Annotated in this window: 18 protein-coding genes and 1 pseudogene; 16 read left to right on the forward strand and 3 right to left on the reverse strand. The window is 66.4% G+C overall.

The window, feature by feature from the left end; genetic code table 11:
* Nucleotide 1 precedes the first annotated feature (1 nt).
* From miaB to dapF, 3 genes are read left to right on the forward strand one after another with little or no spacing between them, the layout of a single operon-like run.
* Nucleotides 2–1531: a tRNA (N6-isopentenyl adenosine(37)-C2)-methylthiotransferase MiaB gene (gene miaB / locus ABUA28_RS12595; protein WP_407075447.1), complete on the forward strand. Its 1530-nt coding sequence runs from the start codon at nt 2–4 to the stop codon at nt 1529–1531.
* Entirely contained in the window at nt 1506–2453 is a 948-nt protein-coding gene (gene miaA / locus ABUA28_RS12600) for a tRNA (adenosine(37)-N6)-dimethylallyltransferase MiaA (RefSeq protein WP_349904534.1), read from the forward strand. The genes miaB and miaA overlap by 26 nt, the downstream gene beginning before the upstream one ends.
* Nucleotides 2446–3321: a diaminopimelate epimerase gene (dapF, locus tag ABUA28_RS12605; RefSeq protein ID WP_349904535.1), complete on the forward strand. Its 876-nt coding sequence runs from the start codon at nt 2446–2448 to the stop codon at nt 3319–3321. Before miaA ends, dapF begins: the two co-directional genes overlap by 8 nt.
* Nucleotides 3322–3334: 13 nt before the next feature.
* Here the strand turns inward: dapF and ABUA28_RS12610 are convergent, their stop codons facing one another.
* On the reverse strand, nt 3335–3943 hold the full coding sequence (locus tag ABUA28_RS12610; RefSeq protein WP_349904536.1) for a class I SAM-dependent methyltransferase: 609 nt from the start codon (nt 3941–3943) through the stop codon (nt 3335–3337).
* Between the two features lie 41 nt (nt 3944–3984).
* Between ABUA28_RS12610 and hflX the strand changes: the two genes are divergently transcribed.
* The 3 genes from hflX to metE all read left to right on the forward strand — a co-directional run bounded on the left by hflX (nt 3985) and on the right by metE (nt 9077).
* Nucleotides 3985–5517 carry a GTPase HflX gene (gene hflX / locus ABUA28_RS12615; protein ID WP_349904537.1) on the forward strand — a complete coding sequence of 511 codons (1533 nt, stop codon included), beginning with the start codon at nt 3985–3987 and terminating at the stop codon, nt 5515–5517.
* A 261-nt stretch (nt 5518–5778) separates the two neighbouring features.
* Nucleotides 5779–6744: a methylenetetrahydrofolate reductase gene (locus ABUA28_RS12620; protein WP_349904538.1), complete on the forward strand. Its 966-nt coding sequence runs from the start codon at nt 5779–5781 to the stop codon at nt 6742–6744.
* The gene (gene metE, locus ABUA28_RS12625) at nt 6741–9077 is read left to right on the forward strand and encodes a 5-methyltetrahydropteroyltriglutamate--homocysteine S-methyltransferase (RefSeq protein WP_349904539.1); all 2337 of its coding nucleotides are present in this window, start codon (nt 6741–6743) and stop codon (nt 9075–9077) included. The genes ABUA28_RS12620 and metE overlap by 4 nt, the downstream gene beginning before the upstream one ends.
* Nucleotides 9078–9304: 227 nt before the next feature.
* Here metE and lexA read toward each other — a convergent pair whose 3' ends face one another.
* Nucleotides 9305–10006: a transcriptional repressor LexA gene (gene lexA / locus ABUA28_RS12630; RefSeq protein ID WP_349904540.1), complete on the reverse strand. Its 702-nt coding sequence runs from the start codon at nt 10004–10006 to the stop codon at nt 9305–9307.
* 306 nt (nt 10007–10312) lie between these two features.
* On the opposite strand from lexA, the gene ABUA28_RS12635 reads away from it, so the two are divergent.
* The 6 genes from ABUA28_RS12635 (at nt 10313) to ABUA28_RS12660 (ending at nt 14712) form a co-directional block, all read left to right on the forward strand.
* Nucleotides 10313–10696 (forward strand): LysM peptidoglycan-binding domain-containing protein, encoded by a 384-nt coding sequence (locus ABUA28_RS12635; RefSeq protein ID WP_349904541.1) that lies wholly within the window; start codon nt 10313–10315, stop codon nt 10694–10696.
* A gap of 102 nt (nt 10697–10798) precedes the next feature.
* A complete protein-coding gene (locus ABUA28_RS12640) occupies nt 10799–11875 on the forward strand; it encodes a histidinol-phosphate transaminase (protein ID WP_349904542.1) in 1077 nt (358 codons plus the stop codon).
* Nucleotides 11872–12477: an imidazoleglycerol-phosphate dehydratase HisB gene (gene hisB, locus ABUA28_RS12645; RefSeq protein ID WP_349904543.1), complete on the forward strand. Its 606-nt coding sequence runs from the start codon at nt 11872–11874 to the stop codon at nt 12475–12477. Before ABUA28_RS12640 ends, hisB begins: the two co-directional genes overlap by 4 nt.
* 2 nt (nt 12478–12479) lie before the next feature.
* Nucleotides 12480–13121: an imidazole glycerol phosphate synthase subunit HisH gene (gene hisH / locus ABUA28_RS12650; RefSeq protein WP_349904544.1), complete on the forward strand. Its 642-nt coding sequence runs from the start codon at nt 12480–12482 to the stop codon at nt 13119–13121.
* Nucleotides 13122–13147: 26 nt separating this feature from the next.
* Nucleotides 13148–13894: a bifunctional 1-(5-phosphoribosyl)-5-((5-phosphoribosylamino)methylideneamino)imidazole-4-carboxamide isomerase/phosphoribosylanthranilate isomerase PriA gene (priA, locus tag ABUA28_RS12655; protein ID WP_349904545.1), complete on the forward strand. Its 747-nt coding sequence runs from the start codon at nt 13148–13150 to the stop codon at nt 13892–13894.
* Nucleotides 13894–14712, forward strand: coding sequence for an SseB family protein (locus ABUA28_RS12660; protein ID WP_349904546.1), 819 nt, complete (start codon nt 13894–13896; stop codon nt 14710–14712). Before priA ends, ABUA28_RS12660 begins: the two co-directional genes overlap by 1 nt.
* Here the strand turns inward: ABUA28_RS12660 and ABUA28_RS12665 are convergent.
* Complete coding sequence (locus tag ABUA28_RS12665; RefSeq protein ID WP_349904589.1) at nt 14709–15047, reverse strand: DUF1844 domain-containing protein; 339 nt, start codon at nt 15045–15047, stop codon at nt 14709–14711. The two genes, ABUA28_RS12660 and ABUA28_RS12665, sit on opposite strands and share 4 nt — an antisense overlap.
* Before the next feature lie 347 nt (nt 15048–15394).
* Here ABUA28_RS12665 and infC point away from each other — a divergent pair.
* The 4 genes and pseudogenes from infC to ABUA28_RS12685 all read left to right on the forward strand — a co-directional run.
* Nucleotides 15395–16024: pseudogene (gene infC / locus ABUA28_RS12670) on the forward strand (translation initiation factor IF-3); the annotation flags it as partial.
* Between the two features lie 191 nt (nt 16025–16215).
* Nucleotides 16216–16410: a 50S ribosomal protein L35 gene (rpmI, locus tag ABUA28_RS12675; RefSeq protein ID WP_349904548.1), complete on the forward strand. Its 195-nt coding sequence runs from the start codon at nt 16216–16218 to the stop codon at nt 16408–16410.
* Between the two features lie 33 nt (nt 16411–16443).
* Nucleotides 16444–16833, forward strand: a complete 390-nt coding sequence (gene rplT / locus ABUA28_RS12680) for a 50S ribosomal protein L20 (RefSeq protein ID WP_349904549.1) — start codon at nt 16444–16446, stop codon at nt 16831–16833.
* Nucleotides 16834–16897: 64 nt separating this feature from the next.
* The gene (locus tag ABUA28_RS12685) at nt 16898–17722 is read left to right on the forward strand and encodes a TrmH family RNA methyltransferase (RefSeq protein ID WP_349904550.1); all 825 of its coding nucleotides are present in this window, start codon (nt 16898–16900) and stop codon (nt 17720–17722) included.
* Nucleotides 17723–17769: the final 47 nt, after the last annotated feature.

Consider the following 17769-nt stretch of genomic DNA (forward strand, 5'->3'; position numbering starts at 1 on the left):
CATGACGCTGACCGATACTTCCCCCGCACCACGCACCTACGAGGTGCGCACCTACGGCTGCCAGATGAACGTGCACGACTCCGAACGCATCTCGGGTTCTCTCGAGGCTGCGGGGTACGTGCGCGCGGAAGGCGGCCAGGCGGATGTCGTGGTGTTCAACACCTGCGCCGTGCGTGAGAACGCCGACAAGAAGCTCTACGGCAACCTCGGGATGCTCGCCTCGGTCAAGAAGAGCCACAAGGGCATGCAGATCGCGGTCGGCGGTTGTCTTGCGCAAAAGGACCAGGGCGTGATCCTCGAGAAGGCACCCTGGGTCGATGTCGTCTTCGGGACCCACAACATGGGTTCCCTTCCCGCCCTGCTGGAACGAGCGCGCCACAACGGCGATGCGCAACTCGAGATCCTCGAGTCTCTTGAGGTCTTCCCCTCCACGCTCCCCACGAGGCGCGAGTCCAGCTACAGCGGCTGGGTCTCGATCTCCGTGGGGTGCAACAACACCTGCACCTTCTGCATCGTGCCGACGCTGCGCGGCAAGGAGAAGGATCGCCGCCCCGGTGACATCCTCGCCGAGATCCAGGCCCTGGTCGACGACGGTGCGGTCGAGGTCACGCTCCTCGGCCAGAACGTCAACTCCTACGGTGTCGAGTTCGGCGATAGGCAGGCCTTCGGCAAGCTTCTGCGTGCGGCTGGCGCCATCCCCGGCCTCGAACGCATCCGCTTCACGAGCCCTCACCCCGCGGCGTTCACCGACGACGTGATCGACGCAATGGCAGAGACGCCGTCCGTCATGCCCCAGCTGCACATGCCGCTGCAATCCGGCTCGGACCGCATCCTCAAGGCAATGCGTCGGAGCTATCGCTCAGAGAAGTACCTCGGCATCCTTGACCGGGTGCGGGCGAAGATTCCGAACGCGGCGATAACCACGGACATCATCGTCGGCTTCCCCGGAGAGACCGAGGAGGACTTCCAGGAGACCCTTCGCGTTGTCGAAGCGGCCCGATTCGCCTCCGCCTTCACCTTCCAGTATTCGATTCGCGAGGGCACTCCCGCCGCGACGATGCCCGACCAGGTCCCCAAGGAGATCGTGCAGGAACGCTACGAGCGGCTCACCGCGCTCCAGGACCGCATCTCGTGGGAAGAGAACCAGAAGCTCATCGGAACACAGCTCGAGGTGCTCGTGACGGTCGACGGGCGAAAGGACGCAGACACGCACAGGCTCTCCGGCCGGGCCAGGGACAGCCGCCTCGTGCACTTCGAGGCACCGCAGGGTGGGGACGTTCCGCGACCAGGCGACATGGTCACCGTGACGGTCACGGAAGCCAAGCCGTTCCACCTCATCGCCGACTCGATCGATGGTGTGCCGTTCCCCGTCCGCAGAACAGCGGCTGGTGAGGCGTGGGATCGCGCGCAGGCCGCGTCCTGCGGCGCCCCATCGGCGTCATCCGGTGGCTCGGGGCGCGTATCGCTCGGGCTTCCGACGATCCGGGTGGCCACAACACCTCTCTATGACCCCGCGGACGATCAGCGCTGAGCACCCGCTCGTCGCCATCGTCGGCGCGACGGGCACCGGAAAATCCGAACTCTCGCTCGATCTGGCCGAGGCCATGGTGGCGCGCGGTGAGGCTGTCGAGATCGTCAACGCGGATGCCATGCAGCTCTACCGTGGCATGGACATCGGCACGGCCAAGCTCACCGTCGAGGAGCGGCGCGGCATCCCGCACCACATGCTCGACGTGCTTGAGCCGTCGCAGGACGCGAGCGCTGCGGCCTACCAGCGGGACGCGCGGGATGCGATCGTGCAGATCCGCTCCCGAGGCGCCGTTCCGATCCTCGTCGGCGGCTCCGGCCTGTACGTGTCCTCCGTGCTCTACGATTTCAGCTTCCCCGGAACAGACCCGGACATCCGCGCCAGACTCGAGGCGGAACTGGCCATCGAGGGTCCTGGTGCTCTCTACCGACGCCTGGAGGAGCTCGACCCTGCCGCGGCCGCGGGCATCGGTCCCCACAACGGACGACGTCTCGTGCGCGCGCTCGAGGTGATCGAGCTGACCGGTGAGCCCTTCGGCGCCGGCCTCCCCGACGAGGCGGCCTACTGGACACCGACACTCGTCATCGGGCTCCGTGCGCCGCGCGACGAGCTTGTCGCCCGGCTGAACACTCGCGTGGATCGGATGTGGGAAGCGGGCCTCGTGGATGAGGTGCGTGGGCTGACCGATGCCGCGGGCGGCATGGGGGTGACGGCGAGCAGGGCCATCGGGTATGCCCAGGCTCTCGCGCAGTTGAGGGGTGAACTGAGCCAGGCCGAGGCCATCGAGCAGACCGCGGCGCTCACGAGAAAGTATGCGCGCCGTCAGGTGAGTTGGTTCAAGAGGTATTCGCGGCTCCAGTGGCTCGACTACGACGACCATGCACGAGCCGAGGCCGCCCTCCAACTAGCATTGTCGTATGACTGAGCTTCAGTTCACCAAGGGCCACGGCACCGGGAATGACTTCGTACTGTTTGCGGACCCTGACGGAGAGCTCGAGCTCACCCCGGAGCAACTGCGACTTCTCTGCGACCGCCACTTCGGCATTGGAGCGGACGGCGTCATCCGCGCCGTGCGCTCCAGCACGCTGCCCGCGGGCTCGGCGTCTCTCGCAGAAGACGAGGCCGCGGAGTGGTTCATGGATTACCACAACTCTGATGGCTCGCCCTCGGAGATGTGTGGCAACGGCATCCGCGTCTACGCGAAATTCCTGATCGAGAACGGTCTCGCCACCCTCGGCAAGGGGGAGACCCTCGTGATCGGCACCCGCGGCGGCGTGCGCGACGTGCAGCGGAACACGGTCGGATTCCAGGCGGACATGGGTCGCTGGTCGCTCGACGGCGGAGAGCCGCTGGTTCGCGCGAAGAATCTCAAGGTCGCCCGCCCGGGCCTCGGCATCAACGTCGGCAACCCGCACGTGGTCGTGGCACTCTCCAGCATCGAAGAACTCGAGTCCGCAGACCTCAGCTATATTCCGGTGCTCGACCCCGAACCCGCCGATGGTGCCAACGTCGAGTTCGTCGTGCCACTGGAACCGCTGGTTCGCGACGGAGTCGGCCACATCAGACTGCGGGTTCACGAGCGCGGCTCGGGCGAGACCCTGTCCTGCGGAACCGGTGCGGTCGCCGCAGCGCTCGCCTTCCGGTACTGGGCGGGCGAGGGCGCACCGAACCAGTGGCGCGTCGAGGTGCCGGGCGGGACGCTCGGGGTTCGGATGTGGGCGGCAGAAGACGGCGAGCACGCCTCGCTGAGCGGCCCGGCCGAGCTGGTGTTCTCCGGAACGATCGAGCTCTAGGACCAGCGCAGCCCTACCGGCGACGCACTCGCAGCACGCGGTACCCCTTGTTGGTCGCGGCGCGAATCGTGGAGAACTCCGAGGGCAGCGTGGCCTCGAGCCAGCGGTGCAGCGAGTCGGAACCGAGGTTCTTCTGCACGACGAGCCAGGCATCCGACCCGGCCTCGAGGCGGGGAATCCACAGCTCCAGCATGTTGTGCAGCTGGTCCTTCCCGACGCGAATCGGGGGGTTCGAGCGGATGGTCGTGAACTCCAGTCCCGGGGGAACATCCTCGGGCGTCACGGCGTTGACATTGTCGAGGCCAAGCGCGGAGGCGTTGCGGCGCACCATGTCCAGCGCCCGCTCGTTGACGTCGACGGCCCACACCGTGGCGTGAGGGGACTGGAGTGCGAGGGTAAGAGAGATCGGTCCCCAGCCGCAGCCGAGATCGAGCAGGTTGCCGCCGGGAGGCGCCGCGGGACTGTGGGCCAGCAGCACCTGCGTGCCCACGTCGATGCGGTCCGGGCTGAAGATGGCGTTCGATGTGGTCAGTTCGTAGAACTGTCCGGCCAATTGCACGTGGATCTGTCGCAGTTTGAGCTCACTATCCGGGGTTGAGGAGAAGTAGTGCTCGCTGGCCATGCACAGAACCTACCGAATGATGAGGAACTAGGGTTAACCGAATGACTGAAGGTGAAGCTGTGGAGTCTGCGACGGACGACGTCGTCGATCGCGTGCTGGCGAGCGCGGTCGCGCATTCCGGCGGGTACGCGCTGTTCACCTCCGGAGAGGCACAGGCGCTGCAGAAGCGCCAGGCCGCCGGGAGTGACGGCGATGGCGAACAGCGCGATCGAGAAGATCGCCAGGCACTCCGCAGGGTCGCCGGGCTCTCGACCGAGCTCGACGACGTCACGGAGGTCGAATACCGGCAGCTGCGCATCGAGCGGGTCGTACTCATCGGCATCTACTCGCAGGGAGGCCTCGAGGAGGCCGAGAACTCCATGCGAGAGCTCTTCGCCCTCGCCGAGACAGCGGGTGCGGTCGTGCTCGACGGCCTGCTCCAGCGCCGTGTCACGCCCGATCCGAGCACCTATTTCGGCAAGGGCAAGGCGATCGAGCTGCGGGATGTCGTGGCCGCGTCCGGCGCAGACACCGTCATCGTCGACAGCGAGCTTGCCCCGAGCCAGCGGCGTGCCCTCGAGGACGTCGTGAGGGTCAAGGTCATCGATCGCACCGCCGTCATCCTCGACATCTTCAGCCAGCACGCCAAGAGCAGGGAGGGCAAGGCCCAGGTCGAACTCGCCCAGCTCGAATACCTTCTTCCACGCCTGCGTGGATGGGGTGAGTCCATGTCCCGACAGGCCGGTGGCCAGGTCGGAGGCGCGGGCGCGGGCATGGGCAGCCGTGGACCTGGTGAAACCAAGATCGAACTCGATCGCCGGCGCATCCACACGCGCATGTCGCGACTGCGCAAGCAGATCCTCGGATTCAAGCCGGCCCGCGAGGCCAAGCGCGCCAACCGCCAGCGCAACTCCGTGCCGTCCGTTGCCATCACCGGGTACACGAACGCGGGCAAGTCCTCGCTGCTCAACCGCATCACGAGGGCGGGGGCGCTCGTGGAGAACGCCCTGTTCGCGACCCTGGACACCGCGGTGCGCAAGACCGAGACGGATGACGGACGCGTGTACACGCTCGTCGACACGGTCGGGTTCGTGCGCAATCTTCCCCACCAGCTGGTGGAGGCGTTTCGCTCGACGCTCGAGGAGGTCGCAGACTCCGACGTCATCCTGCACGTGGTGGACGCGTCACATCCTGACCCGGGCAGCCAGCTGGCAACGGTGCGCGACGTGATCGGCGAGCTCGGTGCGAGACACATCGCGGAGTTGGTGGTCTTCAACAAGGCCGACCTCGCGGACGATACGCAGCGCCTGTTACTGCGCTCGTTGGCCCCCCACGCGATCTTCGTCTCCGCTCGCACGGGCGAGGGAATCGACGAATTGCGCGCGGCGCTCGCGGAGCTGTTGCCACAGCCATCGATCGAGGTGGACCTTCTGGTTCCCTACGATCGCGGCGATGTCATCTCAGCCCTGCACGACCACGCAACGATCCTGACGACCACGTACGAGCCGGAAGGCACGAGGGTCACGGCTCTCGTGACGGAGGAACAGGCGCCGGGACTGCTGGGGTTCGCGGCACCGACTCCGGCGGCACGATGACGGCCTCCGAGTGCGCCCGTAACAGGGGGCAACACACGAAACCTGCGTTGTTAGGCTGAATCCACTCGCGGGCGGGTAGGCGTCATCACACGGGGTGATACCAGTCCGACCGTGTTGAGCGACAGCCGAGCCCGGCACCCGCCCACCGGAGCCCTTGTGGCCCCGCCACCATGATCTGTGGTTGGCGTCCGGCGGTGCTGTGCGAGCGAAACGGCGCGTGGCACGAGACGGATTCCGGCCGAAGAGCCGATTGGATCCGACGTGTCGAACGAGCTGCGGCGAAGCGTGCCGTTCTCCTTCGAGATGTTTCCGCCCCGAACCGAGGCCGCGGGAGTGCAGCTGCGGGAGACGATCGAGGCGCTTGCGGCGACGGTGCCGGACTTCATGTCTGTCACCTACGGGGCCAACGGTTCATCGCGCGCGAGCTCGCTCGAGGTACTGAGGTACATCCACGAGCAGACGGACGCGCATCCGCTCGCGCACCTCACCTGTGTCGGCTCCTCCCACTTCGAGGCGAACCGTCTCGTGCGCGAGTTCCTGGACGCCGGGATCACGAGCTTTCTTGCCCTTCGCGGCGACCCGCCGAAGGGCGTGGAGGAGGGCGAGCAGTTTCTGGGAGACCTCGGCAGTGCCGCCGAGCTCGTGCAGCTGATCCATCGGGTGCAGACGGAGCGCGCGCAGTACGCGACGCTGCACTCCGCCACAGCACCGGGGAGGGGTGCGATCCCCAGTTCGCGCGAGAAGGTGCGGGTCGCCGTCGCGGCGTTTCCGAACGGGCATCCGCGTTCCTCCCGGGCCGCGCAGGACATCGACACGCTTCTCGCCAAGCAGGTCGCCGGTGCGACCTTTGCGATCACCCAGTTGTTCTTCCACGCGGAGGACTATCTCCGCTTCGTCGCCGAGGCGAGAGACGCGGGTGTGACGATCCCGATCGTCCCCGGGATCATGCCGATGACGACTGCAACGCGCCTGCAGCGCACGCTCGAGCTCACGGGCGAGCGACGCCCCGATGACCTGGCCAGGGCGCTCGAGTCCGCCTCGTCTCCCGAGGCGGGCTTCGAGGCAGGAACGGCGCACGCGATCGCCCTCGCGACGGAACTGCTTCGCGGTGGAGCGCCTGCGCTCCACCTTTACACTTTCAACCAGCACAAGGCGGTCCTCTCCGTGCTCGACGGGGTCGGACTGCTGCCTGCATCACCAACACGCAAGGATGTCGAATCACTATGAGCGTCACAGAATCCACGTCTGCTTCGTTTCCGGCCGGGACGATCCTCGGCTACCCACGCATCGGGCGACGCCGCGAGCTGAAGAGGGCCGTCGAGTCGTTCTGGGCGGGACGGATCGGCGCGGATGAGCTTGAGGCCGTCGCCACGGAGTTGCGGGCGGCGACGCGCGAGCGTCTGAAGGAGCTCGGCCTCGGCCGGACGGACTCCTCGATCCCCGAAGCGTTCTCCTACTACGACCAGGTTCTCGACGCCGCCGTCACCGTTGGTGCGGTGCCCACCCGCTTCACGCGATTCGTTGCCGCAGACGGCTCCGTCGATCTCGCCGGCTATTTTGCGATCGCCCGCGGTGACGGTGACGATGCCCCGGCCGAGATGACCAAGTGGTTCGATTCCAACTACCACTACCTCGTCCCGGAGATCGGACCGGAGACCGAGTTCCGACTGGCCTCGGATCGACTCCTTCGCGAAGTGGCCGAGGCGACCACGACCGGCTATCGCACCCGTCCGGTCATCGTCGGTCCGGTCACCTTCCTGCTGCTCAGCAAGCCCAGTGAGAGCGCCCCCGCCGACTACCGCCCGCTCGACCGCCTGGACGACCTGCTGCCGGTCTACGCCGAACTCCTCGCGGCGCTCACCGCCGTCGGAGCGGAGTGGGTGCAGCTCGACGAGCCGGCGCTCGTCAGCGAGAGCATCGAAGTCCCTCGGGATGTCGTGCTCGCGGCCACGAAGCGTGCGTACGAACTGCTCGGCGCGACTCCCATTCGCCCGCAGATCTTTGTCGCGACACCCTACGGAAGTCTCGATGACGCGCTCCCGGTGCTCGCGGCGACACCGGTGGAGGCGATCGGTCTCGACCTGGTCGAGGGCTCGGTGCCAGAGTTCTCGGATGCTGCGCTCGTCGGCAAGACGTTGGTCGGTGGCGTGATCAATGGCCACAACATCTGGCGCGGCGATCTCGAGGCCGCGCTCTCGACCCTCGAGACGCTGCGCACCCTGAGCCCGCACGTCTCCGTGAGCAGTTCGACGAGCCTGTTCCACACCCCGCATGATGTCGACGACGAGCCCCTGTTGAGCGACCAGTTGAAGAGTTGGCTCGCGTTCGCCGACCAGAAGGTGCGGCAGATCGCGACCCTCGCGACGGGACTCACGGACGGCAGGGCCGCGATCCAGTCGGAGTTGGATGCCGCATCCGCCGCCCTCGAGAACCGCAGGACCGCCGTGGGGGTTCGCGACGGTGCCGTGCGCGCACGGGCCGCCGGGCTCACCCCCGAGGACTTCAGCCGCGGAGGCTACGCCGCGCGCCTGGCCGCGCAGGATGCCGCGCTGAAGCTGCCGTTCCTGCCGACCACGACGATCGGCTCGTTCCCGCAGACCGGCGACATCCGTAGGTCCCGTGCCGCGTTTGCGAAGGGCGCCATCACCCAGCAGCAGTACACCGAGGCGATGCGATCGGAGATTCGCGATGTCGTCGCGCTGCAGGAGAAGATCGGCCTCGACGTGCTCGTGCACGGGGAACCCGAGCGCAACGACATGGTGCAGTACTTCGCGGAGCACCTCGACGGCTTCGCCGTCACTCAGAACGGGTGGGTGCAGTCGTACGGTTCGCGCTGTACGCGCCCGTCAATACTCTGGGGTGACGTGTCGCGCCCGTCGCCGATCACGGTCGAGTGGTCGAGCTACACGCAGAGCCTCACCTCGAAGCCGGTCAAAGGGATGCTCACTGGCCCGGTCACGATCCTCGCCTGGTCCTTCGTGCGCGATGACCAGCCGCTGCGGGAGACCGCCAACCAGGTCGCCCTCGCCCTGCGCGACGAGATCCGTGACCTCGAGGCTGCCGGTATCGGCATCATCCAGGTGGACGAGCCCGCATTGCGCGAACTGTTGCCACTCAAGAAGAAGGACCAGGGGGACTACCTCGACTGGTCTGTCGGTGCATTCCGCCTGGCGACGGCGGGAGTTGCCGATCGCACGCAGATCCACACCCACCTCTGTTATTCGGAGTTCGGCGTCGTCATCGACGCGATCAATCGACTGGATGCCGACGTCACGTCGATCGAGGCCGCGCGATCGAAGATGGAGGTCGTGCCCGACATCAAACGCAGCGGCTTTGCCCGGGGGATCGGACCGGGCGTCTACGATATCCACTCTCCGCGTGTTCCGAGCGTCGGTGAGGTGACCGAGCTGCTCGAGATCGCGCTGGGCTCCATTCCCGAGCGGCAGGTGTGGGTGAACCCGGACTGCGGTTTGAAGACGCGTGGCTACGAGGAGACCGTGGCCTCGCTCACGAACGTGCTGAACGCGACCCGTGCGGTGCGCGAGCAGCACGCCCACTAGACCACTAGCCACCGATCGTTGGTGATTTTCGCCCTAAAATTCGGGTTTTAGAGCGAAAATCGCCAACAATCGAAATCTTCTAGCGGGGCTTTCTGCTCAGTATCGCAGCGAGTCGCCGTCGTGCTGACACTCGCCTGGTATCTACTTCCGCGAAGGCGAGAGGTGGGAGCGAGCGAAGGCGGCGGCGCGGGACAGGCCCGGGTCGAAGAAGACCGAGCTAACCGCAGCTAGACCGAGCGGAGTACCGCGACGACTTTGCCGAGCAGCTCGGCGTAGTCGCCGAGGATCGGTGCGAAGGCGCTGTTGCGGGGGAGCAGCCAGGTATGGCCATCTCGCTGCTGGAAGACCTTGACCGTTGCCTCGTCGTCGAGCATTGCCGCGACGATGTCGCCGTTCTCGGCGGTCTTCTGCTGGCGAACCACGATCCAGTCGCCGTCACAGATCGCGGCGTCGATCATCGATTCGCCGACGACCTTGAGCATGAAGAGCTCTCCCTTGCCCACGAGCTGGCGGGGGAGCGGGAACACCTCGTCGACCTGCTGCTCGGCGGTGATCGGGATGCCCGCCGCGATTCGGCCGACGAGCGGCACCATCGCCGCGTCGCCCACCGGGGTCGGATTGTCTGAGGCGGTGGTCGCGTCCGATGGCTGCACCTCGATCAGCACCTCGAGCGCGCGCGGACGGTTGGGGTCGCGGCGCAGATAGCCGCTGAGCTCCAATTGGTTGAGTTGGTGGGTCACGCTCGACAGCGACGAGAGTCCGACGGCGTCGCCGATCTCCCGCATGCTCGGCGGGTATCCATTGGTCGACACCGCCCGCTGGATGGTCTCGAGGATCGCGAGTTGCTTGTCGCTGAGGCTCTTCCGGCGCCGGGTCCCCGGCTTCGACGCCGAGGAGGCGGATGCTCGTGCCGTGCTGAGGTCGTCCATGTCACTCCCGTAGTGCGCCGAATGTCAGTGGTTGCTGATGGTCTGTCTCCAGACAATCGAAACTGTATCCGCAGATTGGCGAATAAACAAACATCCGTTCGAGTGTGTTGGGTAAAAATATCGCGCAGCATTCGAAACTGGGGCTTGATATATCGTACAATCGAAGATACGTTCGGAACAAAGCTTCGTATCCGGCACTCCCGGCCGAGTGTCGGATACGGAATCTCTTCGGGAGACTGGCAGCCCAGGGACTGGCGGTTCAGGGTCTGGCAGTTCAGAGGATTGGGCAACGCAGGAGGTTGGACAATGAGCACAGCAGCACTGAATACGGCGACGTTCACCGGTCCGGTATTTTCCGGGGCGTCGCGCCCGGCTCCCCAGCCGCGTCTTCGGATGACCAAGCGCGGCCGTCGCGTCCTGATGTTCCTCATCGTCCTTCCCCTTGTTCTCGCGGCCGCGTCCTTCGCGCTCAACGGGGGCGTGGCTGCGGCTACGGACACCGTGGCGTCGCCCTCGCTCCAGTACGTCACCGTGCACGCCGGTCAGTCCCTGTGGCAGCTGGCCGGAGAGATCGCCCCTTCGGCCGACCCACGCGAGGTTGTCTCCGACATCGTTCACCTGAACCAGCTGTCCGGTGCCGACATCCAGGTCGGCCAGCGCATCGCGATTCCCGCCCAGTACTCCCACTAGCGAGGGCGTGGCCGACACCAGCCACGCTGCGTGCGCAGGCGAGTGCATGTGCACGGCGTAACGGGTATGAGTCACTGGCTGGCGGGCTAGTACAGTTTTGGGGTGGCTTCCCTCTCTGACTTACCCCTCCGTGACGATCTCCGCGGAAAGACGCCATACGGCGCCCCGCAGAAACCCGTCAAGATCGCTCTCAACGTCAACGAGAACAGCCACGGGATTCCCGAGCCCGTAGCGCGCGACGTCGTCGAGGCTGTCGCCGCCGCGGTTCTCACTGTCAATCGTTATCCCGACCGGGAGTTCACCGCCCTGCGAGAGAGCCTGGCGGACTACCTCGGTCACGGCCTGACGCGGGAGAACATCTGGGCCGCCAACGGCTCGAACGAGGTGCTGCAGCAGCTGTTGCAGGCATTCGGCGGGCCCGGACGCAATCTCCTCGGGTTCCCTCCGACCTATTCGATGTACCCGATTCTCGCGGCCGGAACGGGAACGCTCTGGCTGGAGGCCCAGCGAGATGCCGACTACGAGCTGTCGCCAGAAACCGCCGCGCGCGCGATTGAGCAGGCCGACCCCGGCCTGGTCGTACTGTGTTCGCCGAACAACCCGACGGGCACCCCGCTGTCGCTCGACACGATCGCCGCCGCCTATGACGCGAGCCGGGGGATCGTGATCGTGGATGAGGCCTACGCCGAGTTCACCCCGGATGGCGAACCGAGCGCGATCACGCTTCTCGAAGGCCGAGAGCGCCTCGTGGTGTCGCGGACGATGAGCAAGGCGTTCGCCTTCGCGGGTGCGCGCGTGGGATACTTCGCCGCGGACCCGGCCATCGCTGACGCGGTTCGACTCGTGCGGCTGCCGTACCACCTCTCCGCGCTGACTCAGGCCGCGGCGAGGGCGGCGCTCGCACACTCCGCGGAGATGCTGGCCACGGTCGACGACATCAAGGGCCAGCGCGACCGACTTCTTGCCGAGTTGCCGAAGCTTGGATACCCGACCCTGCGCAGTTGGTCGAACTTCGTACTCTTCGGTGGTGTCGCCGATCCGCACGCGCTGTTCGAGGCACTTCTCGAGCAGGACATTCTGGTCCGTGACGTCGGCATCCCCAATCACCTCAGGGTGACCGCGGGCACTGAAGCAGAGACGACCGCGTTCCTCGACGCTCTGGCTAGGATTGGACGATGACCGGACAGCGGGTTGCGAGCCTGAAGCGCGAGACGAGCGAGTCGAGCATTGACCTTTCCCTCGATCTCGACGGAACGGGAACCTCGCAGATCGACACCTCCGTGCCGTTTTTCGATCACCTCCTCACCGCCTTCTCCCGGCACTCGCTCATCGACCTGAACGTGCGTGCCAGCGGCGACACCGAGATCGACGTGCACCACACCGTCGAGGACGTCGGTATCGTCCTGGGCAAGGCGATCCTCGCCGCGCTCGGAGACAAGACCGGGATCTCACGCTTCGGCGACGCACTCGTGCCACTGGATGAGGCGCTCGTGCAGGCTGTCGTCGACGTCTCGGGGCGTCCATACCTCGTGCACTCTGGAGAGCCCGCCGGTTTCGAGTACCACCTCATCGGCGGACACTTCACCGGTTCGATGGTGCGTCACGTGTTCGAAGCGATCGCGTTCAACGCTGCGCTCACGGTGCACGTCACCGTGCTCGGTGGCCGCGATCCCCACCACATCGCGGAGGCAGAGTTCAAGGCCTTCGCCCGTGCTTTCCGTCAGGCGGTCAGTCCTGACGCGCGCGTGAGCGGCGTCCCGTCCACCAAGGGCGCCCTGTAGCCGTGACATCTCCCTTCGTCGTGGTGCTCGACTACGGCAGCGGCAACGTCCATTCCGCGGCTAAGGCCCTCGAGGTCGCCGGTGCGCACGTCGAACTGAGCGCCGACCGGGCGAAGATTCAGAAGGCAGACGGGCTCGTGGTTCCCGGGGTCGGTGCCTTTGCCGCGGTCATGGAGCAGCTCGACGCTGTCGGCGGGGCAGAGTTGGTCGACCAGCGCCTGGCCGGCGGACGCCCGGTGCTCGGCATCTGCGTCGGCATGCAGGTGCTGTTCGAACGTGGGGTCGAGGGCGGTACGACGACGGATGGCCTCGGTCAGTGGCCGGGAACGGTCACGAGGCTCGACGCTCCCGTGCTGCCTCACATGGGCTGGAACACCGTGGATGCACCGGCGGCGTCCGTGCTCTTCGATGGAATTGCGCACGAGCGTTTCTACTTCGTACACTCGTATGCCGCGCAGGACTGGGGCCTCGAGGTCACGCCTCCGTTCCCCGGGCCGAGCCTGACCTGGGCCACGCATGGCACGCGGTTCCTTGCCGCGGTCGAAAACGGCCCGCTGTCCGCGACACAGTTTCACCCGGAGAAATCGGGTGAGCCCGGAATACGCCTGCTGCGCAACTGGATTGCCAGCCTGCACGCACACTGACCACACCATCAACGAGAAACGACATCATGAGTGAGTTCAACAAAGCCCCTGCCCTCGTCCTGCTCCCCGCAGTGGACGTCGCCGATGGGAAGGCCGTTCGACTCACGCAGGGCGAGGCCGGCAGCGAGACGAACTACGGCGATCCGGTCGAGGCTGCGGCCGACTGGGTGGACCAGGGTGCGGAGTGGATCCACCTCGTCGACCTCGACGCCGCCTTCGGCCGCGGGAACAATCGCGGGGTGATCAAGCGGGTCATCAAGCAGGCCCGCGGCGTCAACATCGAGCTCTCGGGCGGCATCCGCGATGACGAATCGCTCGAGTCGGCGCTCGCGACGGGGGCAAAGCGCATCAACCTGGGCACGGCCGCCCTCGAGAACCCGGAGTGGGCATCCCACGTCATCGCCGAATATGGCGAAGCGATTGCGGTCGGCCTCGACGTGCGCGGCACGACGCTCGCGGCAAGGGGCTGGACCAAGGATGGTGGAGACCTGTACCAGGTCATGGACCGCCTCGAAGAAGCCGGATGCTGCCGCTACGTCGTCACGGACGTCACGAAAGACGGCACGCTGCAGGGCCCCAACCTCGAACTGCTGCGCGAGCTGGCCGATCGCACCGACAAGCCCGTGATCGCCTCTGGGGGCGTATCGAGCCTCGACGACATCGCGGACCTGCGGGAGCTCGTGAGGTTCGGCGTGGAGGGTGCAATCGTCGGAAAGGCGCTCTACGCGAAGGCGTTCACCCTCGCCGAGGCGCTGGACGTCGCCAGCGACTGATGACTGACCACCAGACACCACGCGAGCCGCACGGCCACGCCGATCACTCTCACATCGGAGGCCTTCACCCCGGCACGGACTCCGCCGGTGTTCCATGGGAGGGCCGACACTTCGAGCAGGAACCCTCGTCGAATGATGACGGCACGGCACCGGCCGCGCTGATCGAGGCGATAGCGCGGTTCCGTGCGGGCGACGGCGGGGAGCAGTCCGTTGTCGCCGCCATCGCGCAGTCGAGGCTTCTCGTTCCGCTCGTGGCGGCACTGGGGGAGACGGGCGTCGGGCCGCACGGCCACCTCGTCGACAAGAGCGCCGAGTTGTCCATCGTCACCGTTGCCGGCCCGGATGGGCGCGACGTGCTGCCCGCTTTCAGCTCGGTGGCGGCGATGCAGCAGTGGAATCCGAAGGCGCGTCCCGTACCCGCGGATGCCGTGCGCGTCGCCCTGGCCGCCGCGAGCGAGCAGACCGACCTCCTGGTGCTCGATCCCACCGCCTCGACCGAGTTCGCGATCCGTCGCCCCGCGCTGTGGGCGATCGCGCAGTCGCAGTCGTGGATTCCCAGCTATCTCGACCCGGAGGTGCTCGACGCGTTCATGGCGTCGGCGACAGAAGAGGCCAGCGTCGCCCGAATCGAGTTGGCACCCGGCGATCCGGATGCGCGGCTCGCCGGCCCCGAGTTGGTCGTGACCCTGGCGCTGACACCCGGCCTCGATCAGCCGTCACTGGACGCGTTGATCGCTCGCCTGCGGGGGCGCTGGTCCGCGAGTGAGCTGATAGCGGCCCGGGTGGACTCCCTGGCCGTCAAACTGATCGCCGCTTAGTTGACGGGCCCCGTCCATTTCTCACCCGCGCCCTGCCCGGGTGCATCCGGGAACGGGGAGGCCTCGCGGAACGCAAGCTGTACGGAACGCAGCCCGTCGCGCAGGGCCCGCGCGTGGTGGTCGCCGACGGCCGCTGAGCTCGCCGTCACGAGCCCGGCCATCGCGTCGATGAGCTTGCGCGCCTCGTCGAGGTCGAGCTGGTTCTCCGGGTCGTCGGCTAGGCCGCATTTGACGGCGGCCGCGCTCAAGAGGTGCACCGCGACGGTGTTGATGATCTCCACTGCGGGGACGTCTGCGATGTCGCGCGCGGCGTCGACACCCGAGTATTCGGTCATGGGCGGCGCCGACTCTGCTGAGTGAATGTGGCCGGTGTCGCTCATGGTTCTTCCTCTGTTAGACTTGGCGACGGCTTCGAGGCCATGCTGTCTCGAAACGAAAGTGGAGATTCTCCCACCCGCGCTTACCGCCCGGTGTCGGCCGATGATCAATCGACCAGCACTACTAAGGTTACCGGGTTGTTGGTGCCCCGCTCGTGTTCGTGCAAGCGTTCGCGCGTAGTCAGGGTGCCGTGCCGTGTTGTGGGCGACAAGCCCGCGATCGGCGCGTGATCTCCTCCTCTCGACCCCGGTTCGACATCCGTCGGCCGCTGGCCGCAGTAACTGAGTATCCAGAGGAGAAACGCATCAGCGATCCCCGTACCAATGACCGCATCCGCGTGCCGGAGGTCCGTCTTGTTGGCCCGAACGGCGAGCAGGTCGGTGTCGTGCGCATTGAAGACGCCATTCGTCTTGCCCAGGAAGCAGACCTGGATCTGGTTGAGGTTGCCCCCAACTCCAAGCCTCCCGTGGCGAAGATCATGGACTTCGGCAAGTTCAAGTACGAAACCGCGCAGAAGGCCAAGGAGGCCAAGCGCAACCAGTCGAACACGATCCTCAAAGAGGTTCGGTTCCGCCTGAAGATCGACGTGCACGACTACGAGACCAAGCGCAAGCGCGCCGAGGGCTTCCTCAAGACCGGCGACAAGGTCAAGGCCATGATCCTGTTCCGGGGTCGTGAGCAGTCGCGTCCAGAGCAGGGAGTCCGTCTGCTGCAGCGTTTTGCGGAAGACGTGGCGGAGTTCGGATCCGTCGAGTCGACGCCGACGATCGACGGTCGAAACATGGTCATGGTGATCGGTCCGCTCAAGACCAAGGCCGAGGTCAAGGCAGAGCACGACGCCAGGCAGCCCGCAAAGTCACAGCGCTCCGAGCGCGACCACGCGGATGCCGCCCCGGCGGCCGAGCCTGCAGCGACACCGAAGGCGGCACCGGCTGCGGCACCGAAGGCAGAAGCTGCGCCGAAGGCTGCAGCACCGGCCGCAACTCCCCAGGCCCCGGCAACACCGAAGGCCCCGGCACCGAAGGCTCCCGCGGCCAAGGCCGCACCGAAGCCGGCGGCGGCCACCAAAGATGTGACGACGGACTAGTCCGTCGGGCAACAGTAAGAACGTCAACAAGGAGAGAAATGCCCAAGCAGAAGACCCACTCCGGGGCCAAGAAGCGATTCAAGGTCACCGGCAGCGGCAAGATCATGAAGCAGCAGGCTGGCATGCGCCACAACCTCGAGGTCAAGTCGGGCAAGCGCAAGCGCAGCCTGAACCGGGACGAGACGGTGGCTCCGGCCAACGTGAAGACCATCAAGAAGCTTCTCGGCCTCTAAACCGCCGACCGAGACACAGAAGGAACCAGGAAGATGGCAAGAGTAAAGAGGGCGGTCAACGCCCACAAGAAGCGTCGTGTAATCCTCGATCGCGCCAGCGGCTACCGCGGCCAGCGTTCGCGCCTGTACCGCAAGGCCAAGGAGCAGGTCACCCACTCGCTGGTCTACGCGTACCGCGACCGTCGTGCCCGCAAGGGTGACTTCCGTCGCCTGTGGATCCAGCGCATCAACGCCGCGTCCCGCGCAAACGGACTCACCTACAACCGTTTCATCCAGGGCCTGAACCTGGCAGGCATCGAGGTCGACCGCCGCATCCTGGCCGACCTCGCCGTCACGGAGCCTGCGACGTTCGCCGCGATCGTTGCCACGGCCAAGGCCGCCCTCCCGGCAGACACGTCGGCACCGAAGGTGACCGCGTCCTGACCATTATCTGACCGGCGGGAGTCGGTGCGGCTGGATGCCATGGCGTCCGGCTAGCATTGGCCTCATGTTGGACAATCCGCGTTCCCCCAGGGTGCGAGCGGTGGCAAAACTTGCCAAGAGAGAAGCCCGGTCTCAGACCGGGCTCTTTCTGTTGGAGGGACCGCAGGCGGTGCGGGAGGCCCTGACCTTCCGACCGCAGCTCGTGGTGGAGCTCTTCGCGACGCCCACGGCGCTCGAGCGCCACAGCGACATCGCGCGAGCAGCGGAAGAGGCCGGTGTCGAGCGCGAATTCGTCACGGAGCACGTTCTCGATTCGATCGCGGACACGGTGACCCCGCAGGGCATCGTCGCGGTGTGCCAGCAGTTTCCAACCTCCGTCAAAGACATCCTGCGACCGGATGCGGATGGTCGCGGCCCGAGGCTGCTCGCGATCCTCGAGGAGGTGCGCGATCCCGGCAATGCGGGCACGATCATCCGAGCCGCGGATGCCGCAGGAGCCGATGGCGTGATCTTCAGCGGCCGCAGTGTGGACCTGTACAACCCGAAGGTGGTTCGCTCCTCGACCGGGTCGATCTTCCACGTCCCCGTCGCAGTGGGGGCAGAGCTGGAGCCGCTGATCGCGCGGGTGCACGAGGCCGGGCTTCAGGTGCTCGCCGCCGACATCAAGGGCGATGACCTGCTGACTGCCCGCGAGCGGGGCACGCTTGCGAAATCTACGGCGTGGTTGTTCGGCAACGAGGCGAGGGGGCTCTCCGACGAGCAACTGGCCCTCGCCGACGAGGCGATCACCGTTCCGATCTATGGCCACGCCGAATCGATGAACCTCGCCACTGCGGCCTCCGTCTGCCTCTACGAAAGCGCGTTCGCGCAGCGAACGCGGGTCGAGTAGTGGCTCTCGGCGAAACGCACCCGCGTGTAACGCCTGTATCACGAAGC

The organism is Parafrigoribacterium humi (genome assembly GCF_040227205.1).
GTDB lineage: Bacteria > Actinomycetota > Actinomycetes > Actinomycetales > Microbacteriaceae > Parafrigoribacterium_A > Parafrigoribacterium_A humi.